The 26,926-nt window shown below is 68.4% G+C and carries 26 protein-coding genes; 12 read left to right on the top strand and 14 right to left on the bottom strand.

The window, feature by feature from the left end; translation table 11 throughout:
* The first annotated feature begins 35 nt into the window (after positions 1-35).
* Positions 36-824 carry a TIGR04290 family methyltransferase gene (locus tag PGN12_16075; protein MEH3105405.1) on the top strand — a complete coding sequence of 263 codons (789 nt, stop codon included), beginning with the start codon at positions 36-38 and terminating at the stop codon, positions 822-824.
* Entirely contained in the window at positions 821-1,738 is a 918-nt protein-coding gene (locus PGN12_16070) for a glycosyl hydrolase (protein ID MEH3105404.1), read from the top strand. Before PGN12_16075 ends, PGN12_16070 begins: the two co-directional genes overlap by 4 nt.
* On the opposite strand, the gene PGN12_16065 is transcribed toward PGN12_16070, so the two are convergent.
* Positions 1,713-2,222: a DUF1003 domain-containing protein gene (locus PGN12_16065; protein MEH3105403.1), complete on the bottom strand. Its 510-nt coding sequence runs from the start codon at positions 2,220-2,222 to the stop codon at positions 1,713-1,715. The genes PGN12_16070 and PGN12_16065 overlap by 26 nt on opposite strands.
* A gap of 38 nt (positions 2,223-2,260) precedes the next feature.
* On the opposite strand from PGN12_16065, the gene PGN12_16060 reads away from it, so the two are divergent.
* Together PGN12_16060 and PGN12_16055 are read left to right on the top strand one after the other, a co-directional pair.
* Complete coding sequence (locus tag PGN12_16060; GenBank protein ID MEH3105402.1) at positions 2,261-3,214, top strand: zinc-binding dehydrogenase; 954 nt, start codon at positions 2,261-2,263, stop codon at positions 3,212-3,214.
* Between the two features lie 143 nt (positions 3,215-3,357).
* The gene (locus tag PGN12_16055; protein ID MEH3105401.1) at positions 3,358-4,353 is read left to right on the top strand and encodes a Gfo/Idh/MocA family oxidoreductase; all 996 of its coding nucleotides are present in this window, start codon (positions 3,358-3,360) and stop codon (positions 4,351-4,353) included.
* Between the two features lie 212 nt (positions 4,354-4,565).
* On the opposite strand, the gene PGN12_16050 is transcribed toward PGN12_16055, so the two are convergent.
* Together PGN12_16050 and PGN12_16045 are read right to left on the bottom strand one after the other, a co-directional pair.
* Positions 4,566-6,008, bottom strand: a complete 1,443-nt coding sequence (locus tag PGN12_16050) for a methyl-accepting chemotaxis protein (GenBank protein ID MEH3105400.1) — start codon at positions 6,006-6,008, stop codon at positions 4,566-4,568.
* A 206-nt stretch (positions 6,009-6,214) separates the two neighbouring features.
* Positions 6,215-6,844, bottom strand: a complete 630-nt coding sequence (locus PGN12_16045) for an Lrp/AsnC family transcriptional regulator (protein MEH3105399.1) — start codon at positions 6,842-6,844, stop codon at positions 6,215-6,217.
* Between PGN12_16045 and ald the strand changes: the two genes are divergently transcribed.
* The gene (ald, locus tag PGN12_16040; GenBank protein MEH3105398.1) at positions 6,809-7,897 is read left to right on the top strand and encodes an alanine dehydrogenase; all 1,089 of its coding nucleotides are present in this window, start codon (positions 6,809-6,811) and stop codon (positions 7,895-7,897) included. The two genes, PGN12_16045 and ald, sit on opposite strands and share 36 nt — an antisense overlap.
* A gap of 126 nt (positions 7,898-8,023) precedes the next feature.
* Here the strand turns inward: ald and PGN12_16035 are convergent, their stop codons facing one another.
* Complete coding sequence (locus PGN12_16035) at positions 8,024-8,404, bottom strand: hypothetical protein (GenBank protein MEH3105397.1); 381 nt, start codon at positions 8,402-8,404, stop codon at positions 8,024-8,026.
* A 251-nt stretch (positions 8,405-8,655) separates the two neighbouring features.
* Here PGN12_16035 and PGN12_16030 point away from each other — a divergent pair, with 251 nt between their 5' ends.
* On the top strand, positions 8,656-9,288 hold the full coding sequence (locus PGN12_16030) for a class I SAM-dependent methyltransferase (GenBank protein ID MEH3105396.1): 633 nt from the start codon (positions 8,656-8,658) through the stop codon (positions 9,286-9,288).
* Positions 9,285-9,932, top strand: coding sequence for a hypothetical protein (locus PGN12_16025; GenBank protein MEH3105395.1), 648 nt, complete (start codon positions 9,285-9,287; stop codon positions 9,930-9,932). Before PGN12_16030 ends, PGN12_16025 begins: the two co-directional genes overlap by 4 nt.
* A 195-nt stretch (positions 9,933-10,127) precedes the next feature.
* Here the strand turns inward: PGN12_16025 and PGN12_16020 are convergent, their stop codons facing one another.
* Positions 10,128-11,786 carry an aminotransferase class III-fold pyridoxal phosphate-dependent enzyme gene (locus PGN12_16020; protein ID MEH3105394.1) on the bottom strand — a complete coding sequence of 553 codons (1,659 nt, stop codon included), beginning with the start codon at positions 11,784-11,786 and terminating at the stop codon, positions 10,128-10,130.
* A gap of 53 nt (positions 11,787-11,839) precedes the next feature.
* On the opposite strand from PGN12_16020, the gene asd reads away from it, so the two are divergent.
* A complete protein-coding gene (gene asd, locus PGN12_16015; GenBank protein MEH3105393.1) occupies positions 11,840-12,679 on the top strand; it encodes an archaetidylserine decarboxylase in 840 nt (279 codons plus the stop codon).
* Between the two features lie 103 nt (positions 12,680-12,782).
* On the opposite strand, the gene PGN12_16010 is transcribed toward asd, so the two are convergent.
* Together PGN12_16010 and PGN12_16005 are read right to left on the bottom strand one after the other, a co-directional pair.
* Positions 12,783-14,108, bottom strand: coding sequence for a HAMP domain-containing sensor histidine kinase (locus PGN12_16010; protein ID MEH3105392.1), 1,326 nt, complete (start codon positions 14,106-14,108; stop codon positions 12,783-12,785).
* Positions 14,105-14,767, bottom strand: a complete 663-nt coding sequence (locus PGN12_16005) for a response regulator transcription factor (GenBank protein MEH3105391.1) — start codon at positions 14,765-14,767, stop codon at positions 14,105-14,107. The genes PGN12_16010 and PGN12_16005 overlap by 4 nt, the downstream gene beginning before the upstream one ends.
* 125 nt (positions 14,768-14,892) lie before the next feature.
* Here PGN12_16005 and PGN12_16000 point away from each other — a divergent pair, with 125 nt between their 5' ends.
* Positions 14,893-15,528 (top strand): hypothetical protein, encoded by a 636-nt coding sequence (locus tag PGN12_16000; GenBank protein ID MEH3105390.1) that lies wholly within the window; start codon positions 14,893-14,895, stop codon positions 15,526-15,528.
* Between the two features lie 46 nt (positions 15,529-15,574).
* Here the strand turns inward: PGN12_16000 and PGN12_15995 are convergent, their stop codons facing one another.
* Together PGN12_15995 and PGN12_15990 are read right to left on the bottom strand one after the other, a co-directional pair.
* Positions 15,575-16,528, bottom strand: a complete 954-nt coding sequence (locus PGN12_15995; GenBank protein ID MEH3105389.1) for a 2-hydroxyacid dehydrogenase — start codon at positions 16,526-16,528, stop codon at positions 15,575-15,577.
* 32 nt (positions 16,529-16,560) lie between these two features.
* The gene (locus PGN12_15990) at positions 16,561-16,746 is read right to left on the bottom strand and encodes a hypothetical protein (protein ID MEH3105388.1); all 186 of its coding nucleotides are present in this window, start codon (positions 16,744-16,746) and stop codon (positions 16,561-16,563) included.
* A 132-nt stretch (positions 16,747-16,878) separates the two neighbouring features.
* Between PGN12_15990 and PGN12_15985 the strand changes: the two genes are divergently transcribed.
* Positions 16,879-17,307, top strand: coding sequence for an NIPSNAP family protein (locus PGN12_15985; GenBank protein MEH3105387.1), 429 nt, complete (start codon positions 16,879-16,881; stop codon positions 17,305-17,307).
* 92 nt (positions 17,308-17,399) lie between these two features.
* Here the strand turns inward: PGN12_15985 and PGN12_15980 are convergent, their stop codons facing one another.
* Complete coding sequence (locus PGN12_15980; protein MEH3105386.1) at positions 17,400-18,731, bottom strand: amidohydrolase; 1,332 nt, start codon at positions 18,729-18,731, stop codon at positions 17,400-17,402.
* Positions 18,732-18,860: 129 nt separating this feature from the next.
* Positions 18,861-21,620, bottom strand: coding sequence for a TonB-dependent receptor (locus PGN12_15975; protein MEH3105385.1), 2,760 nt, complete (start codon positions 21,618-21,620; stop codon positions 18,861-18,863).
* 397 nt (positions 21,621-22,017) lie between these two features.
* Here PGN12_15975 and PGN12_15970 point away from each other — a divergent pair, with 397 nt between their 5' ends.
* Positions 22,018-22,899, top strand: a complete 882-nt coding sequence (locus PGN12_15970; protein ID MEH3105384.1) for a hypothetical protein — start codon at positions 22,018-22,020, stop codon at positions 22,897-22,899.
* Positions 22,900-22,960: 61 nt separating this feature from the next.
* The gene (locus tag PGN12_15965; protein MEH3105383.1) at positions 22,961-23,095 is read left to right on the top strand and encodes an entericidin A/B family lipoprotein; all 135 of its coding nucleotides are present in this window, start codon (positions 22,961-22,963) and stop codon (positions 23,093-23,095) included.
* A gap of 218 nt (positions 23,096-23,313) precedes the next feature.
* Here PGN12_15965 and eda read toward each other — a convergent pair whose 3' ends face one another.
* The 3 genes from eda to edd all read right to left on the bottom strand — a co-directional run bounded on the left by eda (position 23,314) and on the right by edd (position 26,819).
* On the bottom strand, positions 23,314-23,919 hold the full coding sequence (gene eda / locus PGN12_15960; protein ID MEH3105382.1) for a bifunctional 4-hydroxy-2-oxoglutarate aldolase/2-dehydro-3-deoxy-phosphogluconate aldolase: 606 nt from the start codon (positions 23,917-23,919) through the stop codon (positions 23,314-23,316).
* Positions 23,916-24,884, bottom strand: a complete 969-nt coding sequence (gene glk, locus PGN12_15955; GenBank protein ID MEH3105381.1) for a glucokinase — start codon at positions 24,882-24,884, stop codon at positions 23,916-23,918. The genes eda and glk overlap by 4 nt, the downstream gene beginning before the upstream one ends.
* Positions 24,885-25,004: 120 nt before the next feature.
* Positions 25,005-26,819, bottom strand: coding sequence for a phosphogluconate dehydratase (edd, locus tag PGN12_15950; GenBank protein MEH3105380.1), 1,815 nt, complete (start codon positions 26,817-26,819; stop codon positions 25,005-25,007).
* Positions 26,820-26,926 lie beyond the last annotated feature (107 nt).

Genomic DNA, 26,926 nt, shown 5'->3' with positions numbered 1-26,926 from the left:
GATAGTTGATGCTGTCGAAGGGTGACGGGGGATCGATGACCGAAGATTTGCGCGCGCGGGTCGCCGAACTCGCCCCATGGTTTCACAACATTCATCTGCCCGGTGGCGTGCAGACCGCGCCCGATCACTTTCTGCTCGATTATCCCGGCAACAAGTTCGCCGAGTTCGGCGTCTGCCTGCCGGAGGATCTGACTGGCAAGACTGTGCTCGATATCGGCTGCAACGCCGGCTTCTATTCGGTCGAGATGAAGCGACGCGGCGCGGCGCGGGTGGTCGGGATCGATTCCGACGACCGCTATCTCGCGCAGGCGCGGCTGGCGAGCGAGGCGCTGGGCTTCGGCGACAGCGTCGAGTTCCGCAACCTGTCGGTCTATGACGTCGCGCAGCTCGGCGAGCGGTTCGACCTCGTGATCTTCATGGGTGTGCTCTACCATCTGCGGCATCCGCTGCTGGCGCTCGACCTGATCCGCGAGCATGTCGCGGGCGGTCTGATGCTGTTCCAGACGATGCAGCAGGGGTCGAAAGACGATGCGCAGGTGCCGGAGGATCATCCCTTCTACGTGCCCGGCACCTGGACCCCGCCCGACTATTTCGACGACCGCGATTATCCGAAGCTGCACTTCATCGAGCGCAAGTTCGCGGGCGACTGGACCAATTGGTGGGCGCCCAACCGCGCCTGTTCGGAAGCGATGCTGCGCGCCGCCGGCTTCACGGTGACCGCGCATCCGCAGGACGACGTCTATCTCTGCCGCATCAGCGACGTGCCCTTTGCGGAGCACGGGCCGGCGGCGGTCTATCCATTCAAGGGGGGAGTGCGCGCGTGATCGAAGCCGCGATGATCTGGAACGAGCCGAACAACAAGTCGCACTGGGATCCGGAGGTCGACCCCGACTGGTCGCTGTTCGCCGACACCGTGAAGCGTGCGGGCGCGTCGATCGCGGCGGTCAATCCGGCGGTGACGCGCGTGCTGGGGGGCATGTCGCCGATCGACCCGCTGTGGGTGAAGCGGCTGGAGGGGCACGGGTGCCTCGACGCGGTCGACGTGATCGCGGTGCACGGCTTCCCGCTCGACTGGAACCTGTGGTCGATCCACGACTGGCCCGCCAAGATCGCCGAGATCGAGGCGGTGACCGACAAGCCGGTGTGGGTGACCGAGGTCGGGGTCGGCTCGTTCGGCGCCGAGGAGGTGCAGGTGTTCGGGGTCGAAAAGACCGCCGAGCTGCTGATCGGGCGCGTGCCGCGCATCTATTGGTACTCGCTGTTCGACCTGCCGCAGGAATGGGGTGCGACCACGCGCCACCGCGAGGCGGAGGGATCGAGCTATTACCGGCACTTCTACATGGGGCTGATCCGCGAGGACGGGACGCCCAAGCCGTCGCTCGACAGCTATGCCAAGGTCGCGTCGGAGATGGGGCTGATGCAATGGTTCCACTTCGAGGACTCGCGGCTCGACGATGCGGTGACGTGGATGAAGCGACTGGGGACGAAGAAGCTGCGCACCGGATTGAGCTGGGCCGACAGCTTCCGCCCCAATGCGGTCGACTGGTTCGATCGGCAGATGGAGGCGCTCGCCGAGTTCGACACGACCGTCACCTTCTGCTTTACGCCCGAGCATCTCGGCATCCAGCCGCATCACACCAGCGCGGCGCGTGATCCGCAGGCGTTCGCTGATTTCTGCGCGTGTATGATCGACCGCTACGCGCCCGCCGCGGTCACGAGCCAGAAGGCGGTGGCGTAACGCGGTCGAGCGTGTCGAGCACGTCCTCGGCGCGGACGTCGCGTTCGATCTCCGGAATGTCGTCGGGGGGCGTGACCCCGACGCGTTCGGCGATCTGCCGGACCAGCGCGGTCAGGCGCGACAGTTCGTGTTCGGCGAGCAGGTTGATGTGCAGGTCGAGGTCGGCGCGCGCCTGCGCCTGCGCGGCCATGCGGTTCTGGCTGATGAGGACGAAGGTGGACAGGAAGATCGCCTCCACCGACGCGATCATCGCCAGGACGACGAAGGTCGGGTCGAACTTGGGTGTCAGCCACAGGTTCCACACGATCCAGCCGCCGAAGAAGGTCAGGTGCAGTGCGACGAAGGTCATCGACCCGGTGAAGCCGGTGATCCGGCCCGCGAGCCGGTCCGACCACGGCGCGTCGGCCTCGACGCGGCGCTGGCGCTCGGCGAGGCGATGGATGTTATCGGCGAGCGCGCCGTTCAGATCACGCGGTTCATTCATGGAAAGTTTAACGATTGTCGCACGGTAATGGAAGCATGATGCCCGCCGCGGTGCTGGTGGCGCCGGGTCGGTTCGAGGTGCGCGAGGCGCCGGTGCCGCAGCCCGGCGCGGGCGAGGTGCGCGTGCGGCTGGAGGGATGCGGCGTGTGCGCGTCGAACGTCGAGCCGTGGGAAGGGCAGCCGTGGTCGACCTATCCGAACGAAGCGGGCGGGATGGGGCATGAGGGCTGGGGCGTCGTCGATGCGCTGGGCGAGGGTGTCACCGATGTCGCGATCGGCGAGCGGGTGACGATGCTGTCCGGGCACAGCTTCGCGCCCTATGACGTGGCGGCGGTCGACCAGTTGGTGCGGCTGCCGCCCGCGCTCGACGGGCAGGCGTTTCCGGGCGAGCCGCTGGCGTGCGCGATGAACATCTTTCGCCGCGCCGACGTGCTGCCCGGGCAGACGGTGGCGATCGTCGGGATCGGCTTTCTCGGCGCGGTGCTGACCAAGCTGGCAAGCGACGCGGGGGCACGGGTGATCGCGATCTCGCGGCGCGCGGAATCGCTGGCGCTGGCGCGCGCGAACGGCGCGGCCGAGACGATCGCGATGGACGATCACTGGGCGATCATCGAGCGGGTCAGGCAATTGACGGGCGAAGCGCTGTGCGAACGGGTGATCGAGGCGGTCGGCAAACAATGGCCGCTCGACCTCGCCTCGGCGATCGTCGGGTTCGGCGGGCGGCTGGTGGTCGCCGGCTATCATCAGGACGGCGCGCGGCAGGTGAACATGCAGGACTGGAACTGGAAGGGGATCGACGTGATCAACGCGCACGAACGCGACCCGCGGGTGAATTTGCGCGGGCTCAACGAGGCAGTGGCGGCGGTGGCCGGCGGGCGGGTCGATCTCGCCGCGCTGCTGACGCATCGCTTCTCGTTGGCCGAATTGAACGAGGCGGTCGCGGCGACGCGCGACAAGCCCGCCGGGTTCGTGAAGGCGGTGGTGACGTTCTGAGGCGGGGCCACAGGCACACCAACTCCGTCATTCCCGCGAAGGCGGGAATCCAGACACGCTGACGGCGCTATTCTGTCGACACGGCATGGGTTCTGGATTCCCGCCTTCGCGTGAATGACGAATATAGTTCAGGATACGCACGCATGACCCACAGCAAACCCCGCATCGGTTTCCTCGGCACTGGCTGGATCGGGCGGCACCGGATGGCGGCGATGGTCGGCAGCGGGGCGGTCGAGGCGGTCGCGATCAGCGATCCGTCGCCGGAGATGGTCGCTGCGGCGGTGCAGGACGCGCCCGCCGCGCAGGTCTGCGCGTCGCTGGACGAGATGCTGGCGCTCGGGCTCGACGGGGTGGTGATCGCCAGTCCGAGCGCGCTGCACGCCGCGCAGTCGATCGCGGCGCTGGAGGCGGGGGTGGCGGTGTTCTGCCAGAAGCCGCTTGGCCGCGATGCCGCCGAGAACGAAGCGGTGGTGGCGGCGGCCCGGCGCGCCGACCGCTTGCTGGGGGTCGATCTGTCCTATCGCCATACCGCGGGGATGCGCGCGATCGCGCCGCTGGTGCGGGGCGGCGCGCTGGGGCGTGTGTTCGCGATCGATCTGACCTTCCACAATGCCTATGGGCCGGACAAGCCATGGTTCTACGACCGTGCGCGGTCCGGCGGCGGATGTGTCATGGATCTCGGTATCCACCTCGCCGACCTGGCCCTGTGGCTCAATCCCGGCGCGGTTGCCGAGCATGTGGACGCCGCGCTGTATGCGAGCGGCGCGCCGGTCACCGCGGCGGCGGTCGAGGATTATGCGGCGGCGACGGTGCGGCTCGACAACGGCGTCGTGGTGCGGCTGGCCTGTTCGTGGCGGCTCAACGCCGGGCAGGATGCGGTGATCGAGGCGGCCTTTTACGGCACCGAAGGCGGTGCGGCGCTGCGCAACGTCGGCGGCTCGTTCTACGACTTCACCGCCGAGCATTTCCGCGGCACCGCGCGCGAGACGCTGGCAGTGCCGCCCGACGATTGGGGCGGGCGCGCGGCGGTCGACTGGGCGGAGCGGCTGGCGGCCGGCGCGCGGTTCGATGCGGCGGCGGAGGACCATGTCGCGACGGCGCGGGTGCTCGATGCGATCTATGCGGCGGGACGGGGATAGCGGCACTCCCGTCATTGCCGCGGTGGCGGGATCCAGAGACGCTGACGGTTGCGCTTCTATCGACGGACCTGCGCGTCTGGATTCCCGCCTGCGCGGGAATGACGAAAGGAACGCGATGCCCGCCGCGGCAGAGCTGCGTCGTCGGTCGGGGCGACGCCCCGCCGGCCGGTCTTGGGCGGCCCGTCGCAGGATGCGGCGGGCCGCCCTGCCACCTAGAATTCCGACCAGTCGTCATCGGCGACCGCCAGCGCCGTTCCGCGCGTACCGGTCACGGGGCGACGCACCGTCCGGGCGAGGTCGCGGCCAGCCTGGGCGGCGCGCGTCTGAAGATCGTGGACCGACGCAGCGGGGGGCGCCGCGGCAAGGACCGGCCGCATCGTCGTCGCGGTGCGGAAGCGCGAAACTTCGCGGGTCAGGCGATCGGCTTCCTCGGCGAGGCTGCGCGCGGCGGCGGTGGCTTCCTCGACCATTGCGGCATTCTGTTGCGTGACGCCGTCCATCTCCGACACCGCGGTGTTGACCTGTTGCAAGCCGGTCGCCTGCTGCTCGGCGGATTGCGCGATCGTCGAGACGAGCGTGCTGATCTCGCCGATGCGCGCGATGATCCGCTGCAGCGCCTTGCCGGTCTCGCTGACCAGCGTCACCCCCGATTCGACCTGCTCGGACGAGGCGAGGATCTTGGTCTTGACGTCCTTGGCGGCGTCGGCCGACCGCTGCGCGAGCGCGCGAACCTCGCTGGCGACGACCGCGAAGCCCTTGCCCGCGTCGCCCGCGCGTGCCGCCTCGACCCCGGCGTTGAGCGCCAGCAGGTTGGTCTGGAACGCAATGCCGTCGATGACGCTGATGATCTCGCTGATCTCCGACGAGGCGCGCTCGATCCCGCCCATCGCGTCGACCGCGCGGCGCACCACGTCGCCCGAGCTTTCCGCCTCGGCGCGCGCGTCGCCGACCGCATCGTTGGCGCGGCGTGCGCCGGCCGCGGTCTCGCGCACGGTGGTGGTGATCTCGTCCATCGCCGCGGCGGTCTCCTCCAGCGAGGCGGCCTGTTGCTCGGTGCGCTGCGACAGATCGTCCGACGCCTGACGAATGTCCGCCGCGCCGCTGTTGATGCCGTTGGCCGCGCTCGTCACCGCCGCGATCGTGCCCGACACCGCCGCCATCGCCCGGTTGAAGTTGGTGCGCAGCGCATCGTAATCGGCGCTGAACGGCTGCTCGATATGGTAGGTCAGGTCGTTGTCGGCGAGCCGGCCGAGCCCGGTGCCGAGCGCCTCGACCACCATCTGCTGCGACTGTGCCGCGCTGGCCAGCGCCTTGCCGTTGCGTCGGAACACCTCCATCGCCTTGGTCATGCGGCCGACGCAGTCGCGATGGTCGGTATAGGCGATCGCGGTGTCGAGGTCGTTGGCGGCCAGCGCCTCCATCCGCACCACGGTCGCGACATAGGGCGCGCAGATCAGCGCGCGTGACGTCAGCGCGACCACGAGCACCGCCACCAGCGCCCCCGTCGCCAGGCCGATCGCGATCGTTCCAGGCAGCATGTCCTGCACGGCGGCGATCGTCGCGCCGAGCGACAGTGCGGAAAGCGCGCCGTACACCAGCGCCAGGATCGTGAACTTGGCGCGAATCGGCGCATGTTGCTGAAACCACGTGACCATTTCTGTTCCTTCCGCGCCCGACCGAAGCAAATCGACCAATCGAGATCAGTAGGGAATGTCTTTGCCGTGACTTGTTGAATCGCTGGTTAAGAAGTAGAAGGCCCGGAAGTCTGAAGATGAAGACGAAATGTTTCTATGGCCAGTGCCGGTAAAGGTGCTGGCCTGTTTTGTGATTTGGATCAAGGTTGATCCGGTGTGCTATGTGCTTAATCAAGCAAGGAAAGTGGCAGCCGCGATGCCACGACTTCGCGCAGGACGAAGCCGCTTTCCATTTGCGTGACGCCGGGCAGCCGGGAAAGTTCGTCGCGATGAATGTGCGCGAAATCGGCGAGGTCGCGCGCGCGTACGGTGATGAGATAATCGTAGCTGCCCGACATCAGGTCACAGCGCACGACCGACGGGCTGGCGGCAATCGCCGTCTCGAAGGCGTCGAGTACGTCGATACGCTGGCTTTCCAGCGTTACCTTGATGTGCACCGTCGTTGCGCGGCCGAGCCGTGCCAGATCGAGCCGCGCGGCGTAGCCGGTAATGATCCCGGCCTCCTCCAGCGCGCGCTGCCGCCGCGCGACCGCGGTCGCCGAGCGGCCGATCGCCTCGGCAAGCGTGAAGGCGGTGGCGCGGGCATTGTCGAGCAACAATGCGATCAACCGCCGATCGATTCGATCCGGAACGTAGCTTTTCTGCGTCATGCCGCCGGGTAATGCAGGAATCCGCCGCAAAGTCATCTGGCGTGCGTGCGGTTCGCCCGGTTCCGCCGTCGGGATCATGCTAGATCGCACGCAGACTAAGGAGACGGACCCATGCGCATCGGCGTGCCCAAGGAAATCAAGAACCACGAATATCGTGTCGGCCTGACCCCGGGCGCGGTGCGCGAATATGTCGCGCATGGCCATGAGGTGATCGTCCAGACCGGCGCGGGCGCCGGGATCGCCGCCGACGACGACGCCTATCGCGCGGCAGGGGCCGGAATCGTCGACACCGCCGAGGAAGTGTTCGCGACCGCGCAGATGGTGGTGAAGGTCAAGGAGCCGCAGCCCGGCGAGTGGGTGCAGCTGCGCGAGGACCAGATCCTGTTCACCTACCTCCATCTCGCGCCCGATCCCGAACAGGCGAAGGGCCTGCAGGCGTCGGGCGTGACCGCGGTGGCGTATGAGACGGTGGTCGACGCGCGCGGCCACCTGCCGCTGCTCGCGCCGATGAGCGAGGTCGCGGGACGGTTGTCGATCGAGGCGGCCGGCACCGCGCTCAAGGCGGTCAACGGCGGGCGCGGCGTGCTGATCGGTGGCGTCCCCGGCGTGCAGCCGGCGCGGATCGTCGTGCTGGGCGGCGGCGTGGTCGGCACCCATGCCGCGCGGATGGCGGTTGGGCTGGGCGCGGAGGTGACGATCATCGATCGCTCGATCCCGCGGCTGCGCGAACTGGACGAGCTGTTCCAGGGCCGCGTGCGGACGCGCGTCTCGACGCTGGAATCGATCGAGCACGAGATTTCGGAAGCCGATGCGGTGATCGGCGCGGTGCTGATCCCCGGCGCCTCGGCGCCGAAGCTGGTGACGCGGCCGATGCTGAAGCTGATGAAGCCGCGCGCGGTGCTGGTCGATGTCGCGATCGATCAGGGCGGGTGCTTCGAGACGAGCCATGCCACCACCCATGCCGAGCCGACCTATGAGGTCGATGGCGTGATCCATTATTGCGTCGCGAACATGCCGGGCGCGGTGCCGCTGACGTCGAGCCACGCGCTCAACAATGCGACCTTGCCCTACGGTCTGGCGCTGGCCGATCGTGGCTATGCCGCCGCCGAGGCGGACGCCGGGTTGATGGAAGGCGTCAACGTGCGTGGCGGCAAGATCGTCAACAAGGTGGTGGCCGAAGCGCTGGGCATCGCGGGGTAAAGCGTCCGTCATCCCGGACTTGATCCGGGACCCCGCTTCTTCTTCTCGCACGGCTGGAGATAAGCGGGGCCCCGGATCAGGTCCGGGGCGACGGTAGAGGGGTGGTGTGTCAGCCCCCCACCAATCTTACTTCTTCTTGCGTGCGCGCTTCGGCGCGGCGGCCGCCTCGGCGTCCTCCTCCTCGTCGTGTTCCTCTTCGCCCGCCTCGGTCAGCGCTTCGCCGAGCGACTTGAGCTTGTCCTGCGACTTCTCGGCCTTGTCGGCGATCTTGGTGGTCGCCGCGCCGAGCCGATGGAGCAGCGCATGGACGCGATCGGCGTCGGGCTCGTCCTTCTCCAGTTGCTTGCGCAGCGATCCGAGGTCGCGCAGGATGCCCTTCGCACCGGGCGTGTCGACGTCGGCAAGCGCAGCCTCCCAATCCTCGATCATGTCGACGCCCTTGGCGGGCTTGGTTTCGTCGAGTCCGCGATTGATCGCGTTCATGGTTCCGGCGAATTTCACGGCCATCGGCTGCTTCCTTTCGTGGGAGAAAAGTCCCGCGCCGCGGAACGTCAGGCCGTTGCACTTGGGTCCGTGATCCAGATCAAGTTGAAAGATAAAGGTTTGACTGTCGGATGTGTCACTATCATTTCGGTTCGGTGACGATGGCCGTCACTCAAACGTCGTCACGCTGACACCTCGCCGTCGCACAAGGGTCGCGGTTCCGGAGCCCGGTCGGGGTTCTTCAGCGAAGGTAAGCGGCGGGAATGACAGCGACGATGACGACGGCCGGCGTGGCGCTGGCCTATGATCGGTGGGCGCCGGTGTACGATCTGGTGTTCGGCCCGGTGTTCCGACAGGGGCGTGCCGCCGCGATCCGGGCCGCGGACCGGATCGGGGGCCGGATCCTCGAGGTCGGGGTCGGCACCGGCATCTCGCTGCCCCAATATGCCGCGACCAGCCGCGTGACGGGCATCGATATTTCGGAGGATATGCTCGACAAGGCGCGCGCGCGCACCAGACGGCTGAACCTGACCAATATCGATGCGATCCGCGTCGGCGATGCCGAGGCGCTGGATTATGCGGACGAGTCGTTCGACGTCGTCGTCGCGCAATATGTGGTGAGTGCGGTCGCCAACCCGCGACGCGCGCTGGATGAATTCGCGCGGGTCTGCCGGCCGGGCGGCGAGATCATCATCACCACCCGCGTCGGCGCCGAACAGGGACTGCGCGGCGGGATCGAGCGCGCATTGATGCCGATCACCGAGCGGCTCGGCTTCCGGACTGACTTCCCGTTCGCGCTCTACACCGACTGGATCGCGACCCGCAGCGACGTGTCGCTGACCGAGCGGCGCGCGATCCCGCCGTTCGGACATTTCTCGCTGGTCCGCATCGCCAAGGAGAAGGCATGATGCCGTCGCTTCGCAAGCTCCGTTTCGAGGATGAGCAGGGCAATCCCGGGTTCCGCGCGCAGTTGAAGGAGCAGCGCTGGGACGATCATCGTTACTACCATCACGATCTGATCAACCAGAGCCTGCATTTCGTCAGCGCGTGCACGTTCATCACCGCTTATGCGTTGCTGTTCGTCGATGCTGCGCTGGCAAGCCTGCTGGCGTGGGGCGTGGCGATGACCAGCCGGCAGGCCGGGCATTTCTTCTTCGAGCCGAAAGACTATGACGAAGAGAATGGCGTCAGCCACGAATATAAGGAAGAGGTGAAGGTCGGCTACAATCTGATGCGCAAATATGTGCTGATGGGATTGTGGCTGGCGATCCCGGTGGTGCTGGCACTGTCGCCGACGCTGTTCGGATTGCTGGAGCGGCCCGAGGGGGCGATGGACTTCCTGCGGCATGTCGGCTTCGGGTGGTTGTTCTTCGGTGTCGCGGCGGTCCTGTTCCGGGTCGGGCAATTGTGGATCGAGCGCGATCTGGAGACGGGGATCGTCTGGGCGACCAAGATCGTCACCGACCCGTTCAGCGACTTCCGCCTGTATCGCACCGCGCCAGCGCGATTGATCAAGCACGGGCGTAGCGACGACACGCACGCCGCGGCGTAACGGCGGGGGTGACGGGAGGCGTCGCTCCCGTTTCCCGTTCGCTTCGTCATCCCCGCGAAGGCGGGGATCCAGACGCGCGATGGCTGGTGAGGATCGGGACGGTAGCTGCCACTGTCTCGATCGAGCCGTAACGACATGGGTTCTGGATTCCCGCCTGCGCGGGAATGACGGAGTGGGGAGGGGACAGGCGCCCCATCACCCGCCCCTGATCCGCGCCGCCAGCGACTCCTTCAATGCCTGTCGCTTCAATTGCTTGTTGGTCGAAACCGGCCCGTCCCACCAGCCATCGGCCTGCATCGCCTGCCCCGCCGCGACGATCCGCGCGGCGATCTGCGCGAACAGCGCATCGTCGATGTCGAGGCTGAAGATCAGCCGCCCGGTGCCGACCCACGACAGCGCCATCTCCTCGGCGCGGAGGTAATATTGCAGCATCCAGTTGTAGCGCGACGGGCGGGTGTAGAGGATCGTCCACACCGTCTCGAGATGCGCGACCGACAGCGGCAGTCCCGCCTCCGCAAGCATCGTGTTGAGCCGTGTGGCGCGCGCGCTCCAGCGTTCGGTCATGCCGTCATACAGCGCGGCGACTTCCGGCGTGTCGAGCCGGCGCAGGAAGGCGTCGGTCGCGGCCATCACATAGGGATGCGCGTTGAACGTCCCGCGTGCGAAGCAGATGTCGACCGGGCGATCGTCGCGCCAGCGCTTCATCAGCGCCGCGCGGCCCGTCAGCACGCCGATCGGCAACCCGCCGCCGAGCGTCTTGCCCCAGACGATCATGTCCGGATCGATGCCCCACGCCCGCGCAACGCTGCCGGGTGCGAGGCGGAAACCCATGAAGACTTCATCGAAGATCAGCACGATGCCGTTGGCGCGGCAGGTTTCGGAGAGGCGACGCAGCCATGCGATATACGCGGGCAGATCGGCCCCTGCGGTGCGCGCGCTGTCGACCAACTGGCTGTCCGCTGGCGCGCCACCGTTGGGATGGAGCGCCTGCAACGGATTGACCAGCACGCAGGCGATGTCCTTGCGGCGGGCGAGCACTGCCAGCGTCTGCTCGGACTGGTCGGCGAGCGTCAGCGTGTGATCGGCCGGCACGGGGTTGCCGATGCCGGGCTGCACCTCGCCCCACCAGCCGTGATACGCGCCCGCGAAGCGCACCAGCCGGCGCTTGCCGGTGTGATAGCGCGCCAGCCGCACTGCCTGCATCACCGCCTCGGTGCCCGACATGTGGAAGGACACCTCGTCGAGCCCGGACAGCGCGCGCAGCCGGCGGACGTTGTCGGCGACGACCGGATGATAGCTGCCCAGCACCCCGCCGAGCGGTTCGGCGGTGTCGAGCGCCTCGCGCATCGTCGCCTTGTAGAAGTCGTTGCCGAACAGATTGACGCCGTAGCTGCCAGTCAGGTCGATCAAGCGGTTGCCGTCGAGATCGGTCAGCCACGCGCCGTCCGATCGCGCCATGAACGCGCCGACCGGCAGGTGTTCGCGCACCGTCGCGGCGAACGGGAAGGGCACGCGGTAGCGGCCGGTGAATTGCAGGTCGGACAGCCCCTCGCGCGTCTCGGCGGTGAGCGCGAGTGTCTTGGGGAAGCGCTCGGCATAGAGCGCCGCCAGCCGCTCGAACCCGGCACGGCGGCGGGCGGCGATGTTGGCGTCGCACGCGTCGGCGCGGAAGAAGCGTTCCTCGACATGCGCGTAATAGGGGATCTGCCCGGCGATGCGCTTGGCCATGCGGACGTGCCCGCCGGGGCCGGGGTGCTTGGCGCGCGACAGCGCGAGCCGCTCGCGGCCCTTGGTCGCGGCGAACAAAGTGCCGGCGACGAGCCCGGCGACGGCGGCGAGGGTCTTTTTCTCCATGGCGCCACTACGCGCGCCGCGATGACGCAGGTGTGACAATGCGAAGCGGACTGATGCGCGTGCTGCTGCAGGAAGACCTCAATTTCCTGCTGACCAACCGGCTGCCGCGGCGCTGGGCGACGAAGATGGTCGGGCGGATCGCGGCGATCGAGCATCCGTTGGTCGCGAAGCCGGCGCTGGCGGCGTGGCGGTTCTTCTGCGACGTCGACCTGCGCGATGCCGAGACGACGCGGTTTGCGAGCCTGCGCGACGGGTTCATCCGGCGGCTGCGCGACGGGGCGCGGGTGTTCGCGCCGGGTGATAACGTGGTGGCGAGCCCGTGCGATGCGATCGTCGGCGCGCATGGGCGGGTGGAGAACGGGCAACTCTATCAGGTGAAGGGGTTTCCGTATCGTCTCGAAGAGCTGGTGCCCGATGCGGCGGTGGCGGCGCGGTTCGCGGACGGGTGGTTCGTGACGCTGCGGCTGACCGCGGGAATGTATCACCGTTTCCATGCGCCCGCCGATTTGACGGTCGAGGCGGTGACCTATCAGTCGGGCGATTGCTGGAACGTCAATCCGATCGCGCTGCGCCGCGTCGAGCGGCTGTTCTGCCGCAACGAGCGCGCGGTGATCGAGGCGCGGGGGAAGGACGGGCGCGCGCTGCTGCTGGTGCCGGTCGCGGCGATTCTGGTGGCGAGCATCCGGTTGACCTTCCTCGACACCGCGCGGACGTTGCGCGAGCATGGGCCGGGGCGGCGGGTGTGCGACGTCGCGGTGACGAAGGGTGCGGAGATGGGGTGGTTCGAGCATGGCTCGACGATCGTGATGTTCCTGCCCGGTGGAGCGCGGCTGCGTGAAGGGTTGCAGGAGGGGCAGCCGATCCGCGCTGGAGAGGCGATCGCCGAATGGTGAGCGGTTCCTGCCCATTCTCGTCGCCCCGGACTTGATCCGGGGCCCCGCTTCTTCCCCGAGGGGCAGAAAGAAGCGGGATCCCGGATCAAGGCCGGGATGACGGTTAGGCCGCCGGTAACGTGAGCGTGACCCGCAGCCCTTGCGGCGCATTTTCCGCCAGCGTCACACCGCCCCCATACAGCCCCGCCAGCTCGGCGACGATCGGCAATCCGAAGCCGTGACCATCGCCACGCTCGTCGAGCCGCGTGCCGGGTTGCAGCACCTGCGCGCGGGCGTCGGCGGGGATGCCGGGGCCGTCGTCGGCGATCCTCACCGCGACGCTGCGCCCGTCACGCCGTGCGACGACGCTGATCCGCGACGTGGCATGGCGCGCGGCATTGTCGAGGAGGTTGCCGAGTAGTTCGTCGAGGTCCTGCGCATCGACCGCGACCGCGAGATCGTCCGCGATCGCGCGCACGATCGTCAGCGGCGGGCCGTCGTGCAGCCGCTCCACCACTGCGGCGATGTCCGCGATCGCAGGCGCGAGCGGCGTGACGACGCGGCGGTTCACCGCGGCGGCGCGGGCGCGGGCGAGATGATGGCGGATCGTGCGGTCGATCCGCGCGACCGTCGCGGCGAGGCGCGGCTGGTCGCGCAGGTCGATCGCCAGCGCCGCGACCGGCGTTTTGAGTGCATGGGCAAGATTGGCGGCCGAGGCGCGCGCGGTCGCGAGCGCCGCGGCGTTGTCCACCGTCAACGCGTTGAGTTCGCTCGCCAGCGGCGCGAGTTCGGCGGGCTGGTCGTCGTCGACCCGTTCGCGCGCGCCGGTGCGGATCGCCGCGACCTGTTCGCGCAACCGGCGCAGCGGTCGCAGCGCGACACGCAGCTGGACGAGCAAGGCGCCGGTCAGCAGTGCGGCAACGCCGGCGAGCGCCATCAGCAGCGGCGCGAGCGCGCCCTCGATCGGACGCGCGATCACCGCGCGCGGCGCGGCGGCGGTCAACGTCACGTCGCCGCGGCGCGTGCTGAACGTGATCGTCCGCGCGTGGAGCGCACCGCCGTCCGCCGCCTTCGCCTCGACCGGGTGCGGACCGGGTGGAGCGGGCGGGGCGGGGGGCTTGGGCGGCGTGGGCGGTCCGGCCGGCGGGGTCGGAATGTCGGCGGCACCGATCGCGCCGTCCGGCCCCGCGATCCGCCATTGCCAGCCGGGATCGCTGCCGAAGGCCGCCACGCGCTGGGTCAACCGCGCACGATCGACGCGCCCCTCGCCATCGACCACCGAGGCGAGCACCAGCAGTTGCGCGTCGAGCCGGCGGTCGAGCCCCTCGGTGACGAACCGCCCGAGCAGCCCGGCCATCACCGCGCCCGCCAGCACCAGCGCCAGCAACGTCGCGACCGCCGACACCAGCAGCATCCGCGCCTGCAACGATCGCGGCATCCACCGCGTCATGCCGGGCACACCAGCCGATAACCGCGTCCGCGCACCGTCTCGATCAGCGTCGCGCCGATCTTCTTGCGCAACCGGCCGACGATCACCTCGAGGCTGTTCGAATCGACATCGGCATCGCCCTCGTAGACGCGCTCGAGCAAGTCGAGCCGCTCGATCACCGCATTGCGGTGGAGCATCAGCTGCGACAGCACGCGCCATTCGAACGCGGTCAGCTTGAGCGGCAGGCCGTCGCGTTCGAACACGCCGGTTTGCGTATCGAACGACAGCGGCCCACACGCGACCCGCGCCTGCGCATGGCCCGCGGCACGGCGCATCAGCGCGCGGAGCCGCATCACCAATTCCTCGACGCGAAACGGTTTGACGAGAAAGTCGTCGGCGCCCGCCTTGAACCCGGCGACCTTGTCCGACCAGCCGTCGCGCGCGGTGAGGATCAGCACCGGCAGGTCACGGTGCGCGTCACGCCACGCCTTGAGCACCGAGATGCCGTCGCGCCCCGGCAGGCCGAGGTCGAGCACCGCGGCGTCGAACCGCTCGGTCTCGCCGAGATGCGCGGCGTCGATGCCGTTATCGGCGACATCGACCGCGAACTTCTCCTCGCGTAGCGCGCGCGCGATCGCCGGCCCGAGATCGCGGTCGTCCTCGACCAGCAGGATGCGCATCTTGCCCCTTCCTTCACACGCCAGCCCTATGCCGATCGCTTAAACCGAAACTGAACGATCCGGTTCAGCGCGGGTGGCAGGGCTTGCGCCTAACCATCGCTCATCAACCCGAAGAGGAGTGAGTGATGAAGGCTTCGATGATCCCACATCTGTCGCGCGGGCAGCGTCTCGCGTTCGGCGGTGCCGCGTTGCTGGCCATGGGGGCGGCGGGCGGCGCGGGCGCGGTGCAGCTGACCCGACCGAGTGTCGAAATGGCGCCGACCGTCCCGACCGCAATCGCCAAATTGCCCGCGACCAGCGGCATCGTGACGGTGCGTGGGCGGGTCGCGGGTGTCTATGGCACGCGCTTTCTGGTGGAGGATGCGAGCGGGCGGACGCTGGTCGATGCTGGCCGGGGCGCGGGCACGCTGACCAAGGGTGCGCCGGTGCTTGTGCAGGGTCGCTTCGACGACGGGCAGTTGCGCGCGCGCTTCCTCGCCGATCAGGGCGGGGTGCGCGAGGTCGGCGCGCCGCCGCCGCCCCCGCCGCCGCCCGCACCGGGGGCCGGTGCGCCTCCGCCCCCGCCGGGCGCTGGTGCCCCGCCGCCTCCGCCGCCGGGAGCCGGTGCGCCGCCGCCCCCTCCGCCGGGTGCGGGCGCTCCGCCTCCGCCGCCCGCACCGGGAGCCGGCGCGCCCCCGCCCCCGCCGGGTGCCGGCGCTCCGCCGCCGCCGCCGCCGGTGAACGGGCAGGTGCCGCCCGCGCCGGCCGCGCCGCGCGCGTAAGCGGATCGGGGAGCAGCGCCAGGCGCGCTGCTCCCCATTTCGTGGGTCAGGCGGTTTCGGGCACCGGGGTTAGCGCCGCGCCGGTGTCGAACCAGCTGATGAGGTTATCGACCACCAACTGCCCCATCGCCGCGCGGGTCTGTGCGGAGGCCGAGCCGAGGTGCGGCAGCAGCACGACATTGTCCATCGCACGCAATTCGGCCGGGACGTGCGGCTCGTCGGCATAGACGTCCAGCCCGGCGGCGAGGATCGTTCCCTCGCGCAGCGCGGCGATCAGCGCGGCCTCGTCGGAAACGCTGCCGCGCGCGACGTTGATGAAGATGCCTTGCTTGCCCAGCGCCTCCAGCACTTCTGCATTCACCAAATGCCGCGTCGACGCGCCGCCCGGCACGATCGCGATCAGCACGTCGCTCGCATGTGCGAGCGCGACCGGGCTGTCATGGTAGGCATAGGCCACGTCGTCGCGGCGCGTGCGCTGGTGATAGGCGATCGCGACATTGAACCCCTCCAGCCGGCGCGCGATCTGCTGCCCGATCGCGCCCAGCCCGAGGATGCCGACCGTGCGCCCGCGCAGCGTCGGCGAGAGCGGGAAGGGCGCCTGCTCCCAGCGCCCCTCGCGCACATAGCGGTCCGCCTGCGGCAGGCGCCGGACCGTCGCGAGTAGCAGCCCGAGCGCAAGATCGGCGACTTCGGCGTCGAGCACGCCGGGCGTGTTGGTGACCACGATCCCGCGCGCCGCCGCCGCCGCTGCGTCGATATTGTCATAGCCGACCCCGAAATTGGCGACGATCTCCAGCGCGGGCAGCCGGTCGAACAGCGCCGCATCGACCCGCCCGGCGAGCGTGTTGGCGGCCAGCCCGCGGATCGCCGCGCCATGCTCGGCGATGAAGGCGTCGGCGTCGGGCTGCTCCCACAAACGGTGCAGCGTGAAGCGCGCGTCGAGCGCGGCGATCACCGCGGCGGGCATCGGGGCGGGCATGAGGATGTGCGTATCGGTCATGCCCGCCGGTGTAGCGCGTCGTGCGCCGCGCGTCAGCCGACCGGACGCGCGCCGGGCGTGCCGCATTTGGCGAACTTGCCATTGGCGGTCTTGCAGCGCGTCGCTTTGGCGGGCGGGCATTTGACGAACTTGCCGGTCTTCGGATCCTTGCACGGCGCGGCGGCGACCGGCGAGGCGACCAGCGTCAGCGCGGCGGCGACAGCGAGCAGACGAAGCATCGGACATCCTCCAGCCCGATCATCGGGCACGATCGAGGTTAAGCTCTTCTTTGTGCGAGAGAAAGGGCTGGGGGCTTGTCCGATCAACGATTTACGGACGAAAGGTTGGCCAGAAAGAGAAGGAGGGGCAGGATGCGACGGATATTGTGGGCGAGTGTGGCGGCGGTGCTGGCCGGCGCGGCGGCGCAGGCCGAGCCGGCGAAGCTCGATCCGAAGACTGCGGTCTATGAGCTGCGCACCTATTACCCGGCGCCGGGCAAGGCGGCGGCGCTCAATGCGCGCTTCCGCGAGCACACGCTGGGGCTGTTCGCGAAGCACGGCATGACCAATGTCGCGTATTGGAACGAGATCGCCACCGAGGCTGCGCCGGAAGGACGGGTGGTGTACGTGCTCGCCTATCCGAGCCGCGCGGCGCGCGACGCGGACTGGGCGGCGTTCGGGAAGGATCCTGAGTGGCAAAAGGTCGTCGCCGCCTCTGAGGCCACGGGCAAGCTGGTGACCAAGGTCGACAGCGTGTTCATGACCGCCACGGATTATTCGCCGCCGATCCTTCCGAAATGATCATCGCCCCGGACTTGATCCGGGGCCCCGCTTTTTCCTGATGGGTCGGAGAAGAAGCGGGGTCCCGGGTCAAGTCCGGGATGACGGGGGCGTTACGCCGCGCCGCCGGGCTTGAGCAGGTCGAGCACCGCGGCGGTCATCGCGGTTGCGCCGGTTGTGACGACCGCCTGCGGATCGACCTTGAACAACGGGGAATGGTGCGAGGGGATCGGCGGGCCGCCTTTGGCGGCGGCGTCGAACGCCGCCTGCTGCGTGCCACCGACCGCGAAATAATAGCCCTTGATGCCGTATTTGGGCTCGATGAACGCGGCGAAGTCCTCCGCGCCCATCCCCTTCTGCTGGAAGGGGATCACCTTGTCCGCGCCCAGCGTCGTCGCCATCACCGCATTCAGCCGGCGGGCGAGCGCGGCGTCGTTGACCGTCGTCGGCGTGCCCTCGATCACCGTCACCACCGGCATCTTGTCGGCCGGCATCCCGTTCAGCTCGCCGATGCCGCGCGCGACGCGCCGGATCCCGGCGAGCAGTTGCGCGCGCGTCGCCTCGTCGTTGGCGCGCACCGTCACCTGCAATTTCGCCTGATCCGAGATGATGTTGTGCTTCAGCCCGGCGTGGAAGCTGCCGACGGTGATGACCGCGGGGCGCAGCGGCTGGCGCTCGCGGCTGACCAGTCCCTGCAGCGCGATGACGAGCTGGCTGGCCATATAGACCGGGTCCTTGCCGGCCTGCGGACTCGCGCCATGCGCGCCGATGCCGGGGACGACGATGTCGACGCTGTCCGACGAGCTGTACTGGATGTCCTCCGACGCCGAGACGGTGCCGGCCAGCCCTTCGGAATTGGAGTGATAGGCCAAAGCGTAATCGGGCTTGGGGAAGCGCGTGTAGAGCCCGTCCTTGACCATCGCCGCCGCGCCGCCGACGCGTTCCTCGGCGGGCTGGACGACGAAGACGACCGTCCCGGCCCAGCGATCCTTCATCGCGGCGAGCTGCCGCGCGGTCGCGACCAGCCCGACGATATGCGTGTCGTGCCCGCAGGCGTGCATCACCGGCGCCTCGACCCCGTCGATGCCGACCTGCCGCACCGTGCTGGCGTTGGCGAGCCCGGATTTCTCCTCGACCGGCAAGCCGTCCATGTCGGCGCGGACCAGCACGACCGGGCCGGTGCCGTTCCTCAGGACGCCGACCACGCCGGTGCCGCCGACCTTTTCGGTGACCTGTACGCCTTTGATCGCGCGCAGCGCCGCCGCCATCTTCGCGGCGGTGCGCTCCTCCTTGAACGACAGTTCGGGATGGCGGTGGAAGTCGTCCCACATCGCCGCCAACGATTGGTCGTAATCGGCGCGGATCGCCGCGGCGTAATCGGGCTCGGCGGACGCAGGCTGTGCGAGCGCACCGAGCGCAGCGGCGGCGAGAAGCAGATGGCGCATGGCAAGACCCCCGTTCGTTTTCCGCAGCGTACGGTCTGCGTCCGGTCACAACAAGCGACCTTTCCGACTGTCGTCGGTGCGAGCGCAGCGAAGCAATCGAGTGCCGCGCTACGCTCGCCATGACGGAGCTTACATCCGCAGCGTCGCCGACAGGTAGAAGCTGCGGCCGTAGAAGCTGCTCTCCTGCCAGATCGACGGATTGTTGTTGTAATAGGCCTCTTCGCGGCTGTTGTTGAGGTTGATGACCCCCGCTGCGAAGCTCAGGTAATCGGTCGGGGTGAAGCCCGCCGACAGGTCGAACTGCGTGCGCGCGCGCACCGTATGGCCTTCGGTCGCGAAGAAGCTGTCCGCGCCATTCTGTTCGTAGGAGCTGCGGTAATTGGCGGACAGCCGGAGACTGAACAGCCGGTCCTCCCAATAAGGCGTGATGTTCGCGGTGTTCTTCGACAGGTTGCGCACCGTGAAGCCGGTGCCGATCGCCACCTTGGTCGGGATCACGCGCGTGTAGTTCGCCAGCAAGCCGAAGCCGTCGACGGGCAGCCAGCGGTCGAACGACTGGTTCCAGCTGACCTCGACGCCGCGGATGCGGATCGTGCTGGGATCGTTCGAGGTCTGGGTAATGTTATAGATGTTGCCCGCGGCATCGACGCAGTCGCCGTTGGTCGCGCCGGTGCTGGCGCGCGACAGCGCGGTGCCGTTGAACGCCGACGGGCAGACCAGCGACGAGAAGGTGCCGTTCTTCACCCACTTATAGAAGCCGTTGATCGACAGCGCGCTGGCCGGGCCGTAATACCATTCGACGCCCAGATCGAGCTGGTCGGCGGTTAGCGGCTTGAGCCCCGACTGGCCGAGATCGATCGTCAGCGTGCGCGTGCCGACCGGGAAGGTGTTGGCGGTCGACGAGGTGGTCTGTGCCAGCGAGCTGCGCGAGTCGAGGATCGGGCGCACCAGCACCTTGGCGGCGGCGAAGCGCACCTGCAGCGTGCGGGTCGGCTCCAGCACGAGATTCAGGCTCGGCAGGACGTTGTCATATTCCTGCGTCTCGACATATTCGCCGATCTTCTGCGTTACGTCGGTGTAGCTGCCGGTGCGCGGCTGGGTGATGTTGCCGTTCACGACCTGCCGGGTGTGCTCGTAGCGCACGCCGAGATTGCCGCGCAGCGGCGCGCCGAACACCATGCTGTCGAGCGACGCCATTGCATAGACGGCGGGGATGTAGCGATCGACGGTATAGCTGCCCTCCGGCGCGGGCAGGTCCGGCACCGACAGCCCGGCTTTGGCGAGCGCCTGGCGATAGCCGGCGGTGTCGGGCGCGATCCACGCATTGGGCAGGTTGCCGTTGCCGTCGAGGAAGCCGCCGACGCCGTAGCTGGCTGCCGACAGCGCCGGGAACAACGTGCTGGTCGCGCCCGGACGATTGGCGATCGAGCCAAGATCGTGGCGGCCGACATCGCGCACGAAGCTTTCGTGGCGGAACTTGGTGCCGGCCGCGAATTGCGAGATCGGGCCGAGCGTCACGTCCTTGGTGACGTCGACCTGCGTCGAGACTTCCTTGCCGGTGGTGCGACGCGTCGCGCCGTTCGGGAATTCGTTCCGCACCAGCGTCGCCTGATTGTAGAGCGCCGGATCGGACAGGTTCGCCGCGACGGTGTATTTCGGCTTGCGCGGATCGGTGATGTCGAGCGTCGCCGACGAAATGGTGACGCCGAGGATCGCGGCATCCTCGCGCGAATAGGCGTGCCCGCGCGTGAAATTGCCGACCGCGCGGACCGCGAGCCCGTCCTCGTCCTTCCACTTCATCGCCAGCGTATAGCCCTGGCTCGACAGCTTGCGGCTTTCCTCCTGCCGGTTGTTCTCCAGCGTGAAGTTGGTGGCGGTAGTTACCTTCGACGCGCCGTCGCTGATACTGCCGGCGGTTAGCCGTGACGTGTTGAACAGGAACACCTGCTGGTTGACGTCGTATTTCGTGTCGTCGCGCGCGTAGATCGCGGTGGCGTCGATCTCGAGCCGGTCGGTCGGGCGCCATTGCACGCCGCCGCTGCCGGTCAGCTGTTCGATCGAGCGATCGATGCGGCGGTAGCGCGGGCGGCGTGGCACCGCGATCACCGCGCCGTCGATCGTCTGCGTCGCCCAGCGATCCTGGAACAGATAGTCGGCACGATCCTCCAGCTTCTGATACCCGACGTTGACGTACACGCCGAGCCGCCCGTCGGCGAACTGGTCGACGTAGCTTGCGCCGAATTTGGGCGTGATCGTCTTGCCGGCATATTCGCTGTTCTGCGCCTTGGCGGACAGCACGATCTTGCGGTTCTTATAGTCGAGCGGCTGGACGGTCTGGATGTTGATCGTCCCCGACAGCCCGCCGCTGTCCATATCCGGGGTCGGCGACTTCAGCACCTGCACGGCATTCGCCAGCTCGGTCTGGATGATGTCGTAGCGAAAGCCGTCGGTGAAGTCGGCGCTCTTGAAGGTCTGGCCGTTGATCGTGGTCAGCGCATATTGCGGGCCGAGCCCGCGAATGCTGATCGTCGCGCCGCGACCGTTGATGTTCTGCATCTGCACGCCAGAGATGCGCTGGATCGATTCGGTGATGTTCTGGCTCGGGAACTTGCCGAGATCCTCCGCCGAGATGCCGTCGCTGACGCGCGTGTCGCGGCGCTTGGCGTCGAGCGCGGTCGCGATCGAGGCGCGGAAGCCGGTGACGACGACCTCGCCCGCTTCCTCGGCAGCGTCGGCGGCGGCGATCGGCTCGCTGTTGGCGGGAGTCGGGGTGGTGGTCGTCGTGGGGTCGATCGGAATGGTCTGCGCCGATGCGGCCGGTGCCATCAGCCAGAGCATCGACCCCGCGGTGCCGAGCAGCATCGCCTGCACCGCACGCGTCGCGCGCATAGGTTCGCCCACAACAACAGCCATTTTTGCTTGTCCCCCGATCGTTGAGCATGTGACGCCGGTCGGTTTGTCCGATCGCGGGCCCTGCTCCTCCTGCTCGGATCAAGGTGCTTTGGTATTACCCGGCTGTCAATTGGTTTTACAGCGGTCATATATTGCCCTGACCACAACCGCTCTTAGTTCCTAATGGAACCTACTAATCCAAGGCAGGTTAGTAGCCTGAAATCGGCTGCATCTTGCGCCGATCGGGGGGAGTAAGCCGGGTGATCGTCTCGCGTTCGGCATGCCGCAAACTGGAGCCGCATGCAGCTGACTGTTGTCCGCGCATCGCGACCGAAAGACGTTAGACGGCCATCTTGGCCTCCACGCCGACCACGAAAGAGTAACAGGAGTGCGTATGGCAACGAACATTTCCGCCGGCATGGTGCCGCTGGACGACGGCGTGATCGTGCGCGCCGGGCGGCGCGTGTCGTGGGGCGCGATCTTCGCGGGCGTGGTGATCGCAGTGGCGGTGCAGTTGCTGCTCGGCATCCTCGGCACCGGCATCGGGCTGTCGATGGTCGATCCGGTCGAGGGTACCACCCCGGGCGCGGCGGGGTTCGGCATCGCGGCCGGGATCTATTGGCTGATCACCACCATCGTCGCGCTGGGATCGGGCGGCTATGCCGCTGCGCGCCTGTCGGGCGTGACCGAGAAGTTCGACGCGCTGTCGCACGGGCTAGTCGTGTGGGGCGTGACGCTGATCCTGACGCTGTACCTGCTGACCTCGGCGGTCGGCGGGATCATCGGCGGGGCGTTCCGCACGGTCGGTTCGGTCGCGGGTGCGGCGGGCGCGACGGTCGGGGCGGTCGCGCCCAAGGCGGCGCAGGTTGCGGGGGTAGATGCCCGTGACGTGCGTCAGGAGGCGTCGGCCTATCTATCGGACGCGCCGAACGATCCGGCACAGATGACGCCGGAACAGGCGCAGACCGAAATCGCGCGGCAGCTGCCAGCGCTCGCCCGCGGCGGTGCCGATGGTCAGCGCGCCGAAAGCCGGATCGTCGACGTGGTCGCGGCGCAGCGCAAGATCAGCCGCGAACAGGCGCAGGCGCAGGTCACGCGCGCCAAGGCGCAGTTCGTGAAGACCAAGAACGATGCGGTGGAGACCGCCAAGTCGGCGACCGACGCCGCCGCCGGTGCCGCCGCGAGCACCTCGTTCATCCTCGTGCTCGCGCTGCTCGCCGGCGCCGGCGCGGCCGCCTTTGGCGCGACGACGGCCACCCGCCGCCGCCTGCGCTGAGTGCCCGCGGCGGGCCTGCGTATCCGGCCCGCCGCACCCCTTTTCCTGAGAGGAGACGAACATGGACCGCAAGATCGCCCTCGCCACCGCCGCATTCGCGATGCTGGCGCTGTCCGCCTGCAACACCGTTCACGGTGCGGGCAAGGACATGACGTCCGCCGGGAAGGCAGTGACCAAAGCCTCCGGCGAGAAATAACCCGGTTATGAGGCGCGCCGCTTAGCGTTGGGCACGCCTCCGATCGACTGTGACGGCCCGCTACGACTCACGTCGTGGCGAGCCGTTTGTTTTTACATGTGAGTATTCGCTCTTTCCGTTCGCCCTGAGCTTGTCGAAGGACGGGTGCCGGGCCGGTGCTTCGACAAGCTCAGCACGAACGGGGAGAGGGGGAGTGCCTACCTTTATGCCGACGGAAGTTACCGCCCCAGCCCCGCCGCGGCGCGGGCGCGGGCCTCGATCTCGGGCAGCGTGCCCTCGGTCACCCAGCTGCCGCCGACGCACAGCACCGATCCGATCGCCAGCCAGTCGGGCGCGCTCGCCTCGGTGATTCCGCCGGTCGGGCAGAATTTGCACTGGTAGAAGGGCGCGGCGAGCGCCTTGAGCGCCTTCACCCCGCCGCTGGTTTCGGCCGGGAAGAACTTGAAATGCTCCAGCCCCATGTCGAGCCCGCGCATGATGTCGCCCGCGGTCGCGACGCCCGGCAGCCACGGAATGCCCGCCTCGAGGATCGCGTCGCCGGTCTTCGCCGACAGGCCGGGGGAGACGATGAACTCGACGCCTGCATCCTTCACCTGCGCGACCTGTTCGGTCGACACGACGGTGCCCGCGCCGACGATCGCACCGGGCACTTGGCGCATCTCGCGGATCGCATCGAGCGCGGCAGGGGTGCGCAGCGTCACCTCCAGCACCTTCAGCCCGCCCGCGACCAGCGCCTCGGCGAGCGGGCGCGCCTGTGCGGCGTCGTGAATGACCAGCACCGGGATCACCGGGCTGGTGCGCATGACGGTTTCGATGTTGCTCACGATTGATGCTCCTGCGCGAAGGCGGCCGCGGCGCCGAACAGGCCCGGCTGCGGATGGGTGATGAGCTTGACCGGGATCGCCGACATCAGCGACTGGAACCGGCCCTTGGCGACGAAGCGCTGGTCGAAGCCCGAGCGCAGCAATTTGTCCTTGATGCGCAGCCCCAGCCCGCCGGCGATCACCACGCCCTTCGCGCCATGCGCCAGCGCGAGGTCGCCCGCAACCGCGCCGAGCGCGAGGCAGAAGCGGTCGAGCGCGGCGAGCGCGATCGAGTCGGTGCCTTCCAGCGCCTCGCTCCAGATCGCCTTGTCGTCCTTGTGGATATAGGCGCGGCCTTCCAGCTCGGCGAGCGTCTCGTAGATCGCGACGATCCCCGGTCCGGCGACGATCCGCTCGACCGAGACGCGGGTGAAGGTCTTGCGCAGCCGCTTGAGCAGCGCATCCTCGATCCCGTCGAGCGGCGCGTAATCGGTGTGTCCGCCTTCGGTGGGCAGCACGCGGTAGCGGCCGTCCTGCTTGTAGACCTGTGCGACGCCCAGCCCGGTGCCGGGGCCGCACACCGTCGTCACGCCGTCGGTCGGCAACGGGGTGTCGGGGCCGCACAGATGCTCGAAATCCGCGTCGGGCAGCTGACCGACCGCATGGCCGATCGCGCCGAAATCGTTGATGATCGTCCAGGTCGATGCGCCGAGCCGTTCGGGGATCAGCGACGGGCGGATCACCCACGGATTGTTGGTCAGCCGGATCACGTCGCCGGTGATCGGCGAGGCAACCGCGATCGCCGCCGCATCGGGCAGTGTTCCGCCCATCCGCTCGCGGAACGCCTCATAGGCGGTCTGGAGGCTGGCGTGCTCGGCGGTCTTGAGCGTCGTCGGCTCACCCAGCGAGACGACGTGCCCGCCTTCGACCTCCGCGATGGCGAACCGCGCATGCGTGCCCCCAATATCGACCGCTACGACCTGCATAAACTAACTCCCTCTCCCCTGCGGGGAGAGGGTTGGGGTGAGGGGTCGTGTGTCATAGCACCCGAGCCTCACTGCCCCTCTCCCAACCCTCTCCCCGAGGGGGAGAGGGCTAATCTCGCGTTACAATCCAGCGCCGGCCAGAATCGCACTCGCGCCCTTCTCGGCTTCATCCGCCAAGCCGCGGAACATGCCGAACAATTCGCGACCCATGCCGCTGGCGGGCGCCGGCATCGGCGCCTGCTCGCGCGCGGCCCATTCGTCGGCGGGTACCAGCGCCTCGAGCGTTCCCGCCTCGGCATCGACGCGGATCAGGTCGCCGTCGCGGATCAGGCCGATAGCGCCGCCACCCAACGCCTCGGGCGAGCAGTGGATCGCGCACGGCACCTTGCCGCTGGCGCCCGACATCCGCCCGTCAGTGACCAGCGCGACCCTGAACCCGCGGTTCTGGAGCACGCCGAGCGGCGGGGTGAGCTTGTGCAATTCGGGCATCCCGTTGGCGCGCGGGCCCTGGAAGCGGACCACGACCACCACGTCACGCTCCAGCTCGCCGTTTTTGAACGCCTCGAGCACCTCGAGCTGGTCGGCGAAGACGCGTGCCGGCGCCTCGACGATCCAGCGGTCGCGCTCGACCGCCGAGACCTTGATGCACGCCCGCCCGATATTGCCTTGGAGGATGCGCATCCCGCCATCGGGCGAGAAGGGCGCATCGGCCGGACGCAGGATCGTTTCGTCGCGGCTGTCGCCGGCCGGCACCCACGTCAGCGCGTCGCCGTCGAGCGTCGGCGCAGCGGCATAGGCGGTCAGGTCGTCGCCGGCGACCGTCATGATGTCGCGGTGCAGATAGCCGCCCGCCAGCAATTCCTTGATGACATAGGGCATTCCGCCCGCCGCCTCGAAGCCGTTCACGTCGGCCGATCCGTTCGGATAGACGCGCGCGATCAGCGGCACCGCCGCCGACAGCCGGTCGAAATCCTCCCAGTCGATCACGATCCCCGCCGCGCGCGCGATCGCGGGCAAGTGGAGCAGATGGTTGGTCGACCCGCCGGTGGCCAGCAGCCCGACCGCCGCGTTAACCACCGCCTTTTCGTCGACGCACGCACCGAGCGGGCGGTAATCGTCGCCGTGCGCGCCGATCTTCGCGAGCCGGTGAACCGCGGCGCGGGTCAGTTCCTGCCGCAGCCTGGTGCCCGGATTGACGAACGCCGCGCCCGGCATGTGCAGGCCCATCACCTCCATCATCATCTGGTTGGTGTTGGCGGTGCCGTAGAAGGTGCAGGTGCCCTGCGTGTGGTAGGCGGCGATCTCCGCCTCCAGCAGCTCCTCGCGCCCGCAATCGCCGGTCGCGAAGCGCTCGCGCACCGCCGCCTTGGCCTTGTTGGGCAGCCCCGAGGGCATCGGGCCGCCGGGGATCAGGATCATCGGCAGATGCCCGAAGCGCAGCGCGCCCATCAGCAGGCCCGGCACGATCTTGTCGCAGATGCCGAGCAGCGCCGCGCCCTCGAACGTGCCGTGGCTCAGCGCCACCGCGGTCGACAGCGCGATCGTATCGCGGCTGAACAGCGACAGCTCCATGCCGGCATAGCCCTGCGTCACGCCGTCGCACATCGCGGGGACGCCGCCGGCGACCTGCGCGGTCGCGCCGGCCTCGCGCGCCCAGACCTTCATCTGCTCGGGATAACGATAATAGACCGCGTGCGCGGACAGCATGTCGTTGTACGCGGTCACCAGCCCGATGTTCATCGCCTGTGCCCGCGTCTTCATCGCCTCGCGATCTTCGGGCGTGCCGGCATAGGCATGGGCGAGATTGGCGCAGCCGAGCCGCGGGCGGCCGATCCACCCCTGCCGCTCGCGTTCGATCAGCGACAGATACGCCTGCCGCGTCGGGCGGCTACGCTCGATGATCCGGTCGGTGACGGCGCTGACGGCGGGGTTCATGATCTTGCGTCCTCGTCATGCCGGGGGCGTCCCGGCAATCGTTGCCTTGAATGAAGGCCGTAGCGGCAGTCTTTGCGGCAGCATCGTTCGCGGGACAAGGGCCGGAA

The organism is Sphingomonas phyllosphaerae (genome assembly GCA_036946405.1).
Lineage (GTDB): Bacteria > Pseudomonadota > Alphaproteobacteria > Sphingomonadales > Sphingomonadaceae > Sphingomonas > Sphingomonas phyllosphaerae_D.
This window is presented reverse-complemented; position numbering and strand designations above follow the sequence as displayed.